Source organism: Synechococcus sp. H60.1 (assembly GCF_047462335.1).
In the GTDB taxonomy this organism is placed as follows: Bacteria; Cyanobacteriota; Cyanobacteriia; order Thermostichales; family Thermostichaceae; genus Thermostichus.
In genome coordinates this window covers 1-4,227 of the sequence record NZ_JANSJA010000251.1, presented here as the reverse complement: position 1 = coordinate 4,227, position 4,227 = coordinate 1, and the positions used below count along the sequence as shown (strand labels likewise).

Genomic DNA, 4,227 nt, shown 5'->3' with positions numbered 1-4,227 from the left:
ATTCTGTAGCAATAGATACGATTCAAAACCTTGGCAATCGCCCTGGTCGGTAAAGAGGGGGTCAAGGTTATTGCGGTACTAAAAGCGCAGGTCAGAGGGAATTTGTTGCAAGTAAGTTTCAATTCACAACTTTTTCTTAATAAGTGGTTTCGATCTTGAGGATCTGACTTACTTTGTTACCTGTAGAGCGTTCCTCGTCGAAAACCTATGAGCCTTGTTGCCCAAGTCATCGCGCAGTCGGATGCGGCCGATCGCTTCCTCAGCAGTGCCGAGATCGCCAAGCTAGAAGACTTCTTCAGCAAAGGTCAAGTGCGTATCCGAGCCGCCCAAAAGTTAGCAGAGAACGAGCAAAAAATTGTCCAAGAAGGCAGCAAACGTTTTTGGGCCAAATGCCCTAACACCCCCAGCAACAAGGGCAACCCCCAAAAAACTGCCCTCTGCCAGCGAGATCAAGGTTGGTACATCCGCCTAATTAGCTATTGCATCTTGGCAGGCAACGATAAGCCGCTGGAGGACATTGGCCTGAACGGTATGCGAGAAATGTACATGTCTTTGGGCGTGCCGCTGCCAAACCTGCGGGTGGCGATGAGCTGCCTGAAAGACGTAGCCGCCGGTATTCTTTCTCCGGAAGAGATGGCTTTAGCTGCTCCCTACTTCGACAGACTCATTCGCGCTTTTTGAATAGGTAAGTTGGTTCGCCGCGCTTCTGACCAGTTCTAAGTTTTACTGGAGAGCCGGTGTGTGCCACTTTTGGATAGTGAGTTTGAGGTCTAGGTTCGTTTTACAGGCTTGACCTGCGGGCTCTGAGGTGTCTTAGGTTGCAATGGAGTCCTCGGGGGCAATGCCTGGGCAAAAGATGGTCAGGAAATGCCCAATTGCTTCGAAAAACCAGTTCCTAGATAATTCCTGGAGGAAAAGCCATGAAAGACACCATCACTTCTCTGATCAATCCTGCTGACGAGAAAGGCTCCTACTTAGATGCCGCAGCCCTGGAGCAATTAAGTCGCTATTTCCAAAGTGGCAGCATGCGCGTCAAAGCAGCCAAGATTATCAGCTCCAGCGCTAGCAGCATTATCAGCAAGACCGTTGCTAAGAGCTTGCTCTACGGGGATATTACCCTGCCGGGGGGCAATATGTATCCCACCCGGCGCTACGCAGCCTGCCTGCGGGATCTAACCTATTTTCTGCGCTATGCCACCTATGCCATGCTGGCCGCCGATCCTTCCATCCTAGATGAGCGGGTATTGAGAGGTCTGAAAGAGACTTACATCACTCTGGGAGTCCCCATCGATCGCGTCATTCAAGCCCTCAATGCAATGAAGGAGGTGCTAGCAGAAAGTCTGGACCCAGAGGCAAGTCAAGAAATGGCTGCCTATCTTGACCACATCATTGCCGGTCTGAGCTAAACGCGCCTGGACTTACTGAGGAACTACCCATGAATGCCAAGAGGATGCACCCATCCGCTTACCCCTGGTGGTCAGGTAACGCTCGATTGATCGACCTCTCCAATACCTTTATCGTGGCGCATGTGGCCCACGCAGCCTTGATCATGGCTTGGGCGGGCGGCTTCACCTTGTTTGAGCTGGCCAAGTTCTCGCCAGATTTGCCAATGTACGAGCAGGGGTTGATTTTGCTGCCCCACTTGGCCACACTGGGATGGGGGGTCGGCCCCGGTGGCCAGATCGTCAATACTTTCCCCTATGTGGCCATTGCCTCGATTCACCTGGTGGCTGCCGGCGTGTTGGCTTGGGGTGCCTACTTCCACCAAACCCAACTTTCCCCCCGCCTAGATATGGAGTTCGGCAAGGCTGCCAAGTTTCACTTTGCCTGGGATGATGCCAAAACACTGGGGATAATTTTGGGGCACCACCTACTCATCTTGGGCCTGGGATCCCTGCTGCTGGTGGCCAAGGCGATGCTGCTTGGAGGGCTGTACGACGCCACCACTGCTCAGGTGCGCCTGGTCAGGTCCCCAACTTTGGATTTTGCCACTCTTTGGAACTACCGCACCCATCTGTTCGATGTCGATAATTTGGAAGACTTGGTGGGAGGCCACATTTATGTGGCAGCTCTTCTCTTGCTGGGAGGGGTGTGGCACATCCTGGTTCCACCCTTTGAGTGGGTTAAAGCTCGCTTTCTCTTTTCAGCAGACGGGATCCTCTCCTACTCTCTGTTTGGTGTTGCCTTAGCCGGATTTACAGCCTCTTACTATTGTGGGTTTAACTCACTGGCCTATCCGGTGGAGTTTTATGGGCCAACTCTGCAGCTAAAGTCGGCCCTCACCCCCTACTACTTCGATCCCAACCAAGCGGGGGCCTGGAACTACTCCTCAAGGGTCTGGCTGGCCAACGCTCACTTCTACTTGGCCTTCTTCTTCCTCCAGGGATCCCTGTGGCATTTTCAGCGGGCTATGGGCTTTGATATTGGCAAGGTACTGCAGTCCTGGCAGCAGGCCCGGCAGGAAATGACTTCTGAAGCTGTGTATCAGGTTCAATTTCAGTGTCAACCTCAGCCAAATCCTGCGCTTTGCTATGAGCCTCCCTTCGCCGATCCTGAGCCCCTCTCAGTATCCTTGGAGAATGTCTATTTGTATCAACCGCAGCAAGGGTTTGGCTCAGGGTCGTCATCCCTAGTAAACGGTATCCGAAAAACTCTTTATCAGGTCAATTACACCCCTAGAAGATGGATCTTCTATGAGCCTGCAAAGGTAGAGAATTTCTTTCAGCCTCCTGATCTGAAGATGGACTATGGGCCGCGCAAACCAGAGATCGATGTCTCAAGGTTCTCCCAACCCGTGCCCAGCATCTTTTATGAGCCGGGCAAGGCCTAGATTTAAGCTCTAACCTAACACGGTTTAAGCTCCGGGAGAGGCAATTGCTTTTCCTGAGAGCTTTCTGTTTTGCTAGGGTTCTAAGTACAGCCTGTTAATTTAGAACAGGGTACAGTTTCAAAAGGAAGGAGAGAAGGGGATGCCAACCCATTCTTTGGATTTACGGCAGAGAGTTGTAACAGCTTATCAGGCAGGTCAGATCTCCATCTGCCAGGTATCCGAACGGTTCATGGTAACCAAAAGAACAGTACACCGCTGGGTGCGACAGTACCAACAAACTCAGGATTTAACCCCCAAGTAAAGTTAGGTACGAAGCAAGTGGGTATTTTGGAACAACATTGACAGGAAGTGATGGCAACTATGGCAGAACACCCAAACTTCTACCTGTGGCGGTATCAAGAACTGTTGCGGGAATGCTTAGCAATTGACGCGAGTACCGTCACGATACACAATTGCTTGAAAAAGCAAGGAATGACTCTAACAAAAGACTTACCGCAGTGGGAGAGTGCAAGAAGAGGAGGTGCACAGAGAACGGCTAGCTTATAGTCAAGAAGTCAGAGATATTCCAGCAGAAGATTTGATTACCCTTGACCAGACAGGGGTGTGGGAGGGAATGGAAGGGGGAGTAGCTCGGAGTTTACGCGGTCAAAGAGCCTATCATTATCGTCTACCTGCCTGTGTATTCACCGGAATTGAATCCTATTGAGATGATGGGGTCGGTGTTGAAGCATTTTATTCGGCAGCTTTCCAGAGTTGGAAAGTATAGCGTGGAGCAGATAGTGCAGACTTGTTTACTCCTGATCAATCCATCCTGCTTCCGAAGTTGGTTTGCTAAGTGTTGCTACTGTACCCCTTGATTCTTTAACAGGCTGTAGTCAGAACTTGGGGCAGACTGGTACTGTATATTAGGCGCTACCCCTCCCCACCGCGGTGGGGGATCCCGTGCATTCAGATGAAGATAGATTGGAGCGTTAGGTGAAGCAGGGATAGGCCGTGGCGAGAGCTGCCATCACTGTCGATGTTGGTGGCCTGACCAATCGCCTACCCCGGCATCCAGGCGTAGGCTCAAGATAGCCGTCAGTTGGGATATTTATTCTTGCGCAGCCAGGCTGCGTGCCGACCACGGCAAAGCAAGCTCTTTAGCAATCTCGAGTGGGATCCCGGCAGTTCCAGAGATGGATATCGAACAGGGATCCTCTCTTGTGGCTGGGGCAGAAACCATCTGGCTTGGCATAGGCTAGATCAGGTGGCTGCTGCGAGCTTTCCAGTCCAGCTTCTGATCCAGAAGAAACTCCAAGTGAGGCAGATAGGCTTTACAGCTATGCTCTCCTGAACCGATTAGGTGAGTGGCATTGAGGTTTTCAATTCTGGGGTGAAACTCTCTAATTGGCTTGATC

2 protein-coding genes and 2 pseudogenes are annotated in these 4,227 nt (G+C 51.4%); all 4 read left to right on the top strand.

What is annotated here, in order from left to right:
- Positions 1-207 precede the first annotated feature (207 nt).
- The 4 genes and pseudogenes from apcD (at position 208) to NW852_RS11885 (ending at position 3,687) form a co-directional block, all read left to right on the top strand.
- Positions 208-681 carry an allophycocyanin subunit alpha-B gene (gene apcD, locus NW852_RS11900; RefSeq protein ID WP_414362572.1) on the top strand — a complete coding sequence of 158 codons (474 nt, stop codon included), beginning with the start codon at positions 208-210 and terminating at the stop codon, positions 679-681.
- A gap of 239 nt (positions 682-920) precedes the next feature.
- Positions 921-1,406, top strand: coding sequence for an allophycocyanin subunit beta (locus tag NW852_RS11895; RefSeq protein ID WP_414362571.1), 486 nt, complete (start codon positions 921-923; stop codon positions 1,404-1,406).
- 29 nt (positions 1,407-1,435) lie between these two features.
- Positions 1,436-2,434 (top strand): annotated as a pseudogene (locus tag NW852_RS11890) (chlorophyll a/b binding light-harvesting protein); the annotation flags it as partial.
- A gap of 535 nt (positions 2,435-2,969) precedes the next feature.
- Positions 2,970-3,687 (top strand): annotated as a pseudogene (locus tag NW852_RS11885) (helix-turn-helix domain-containing protein).
- Positions 3,688-4,227: the final 540 nt, after the last annotated feature.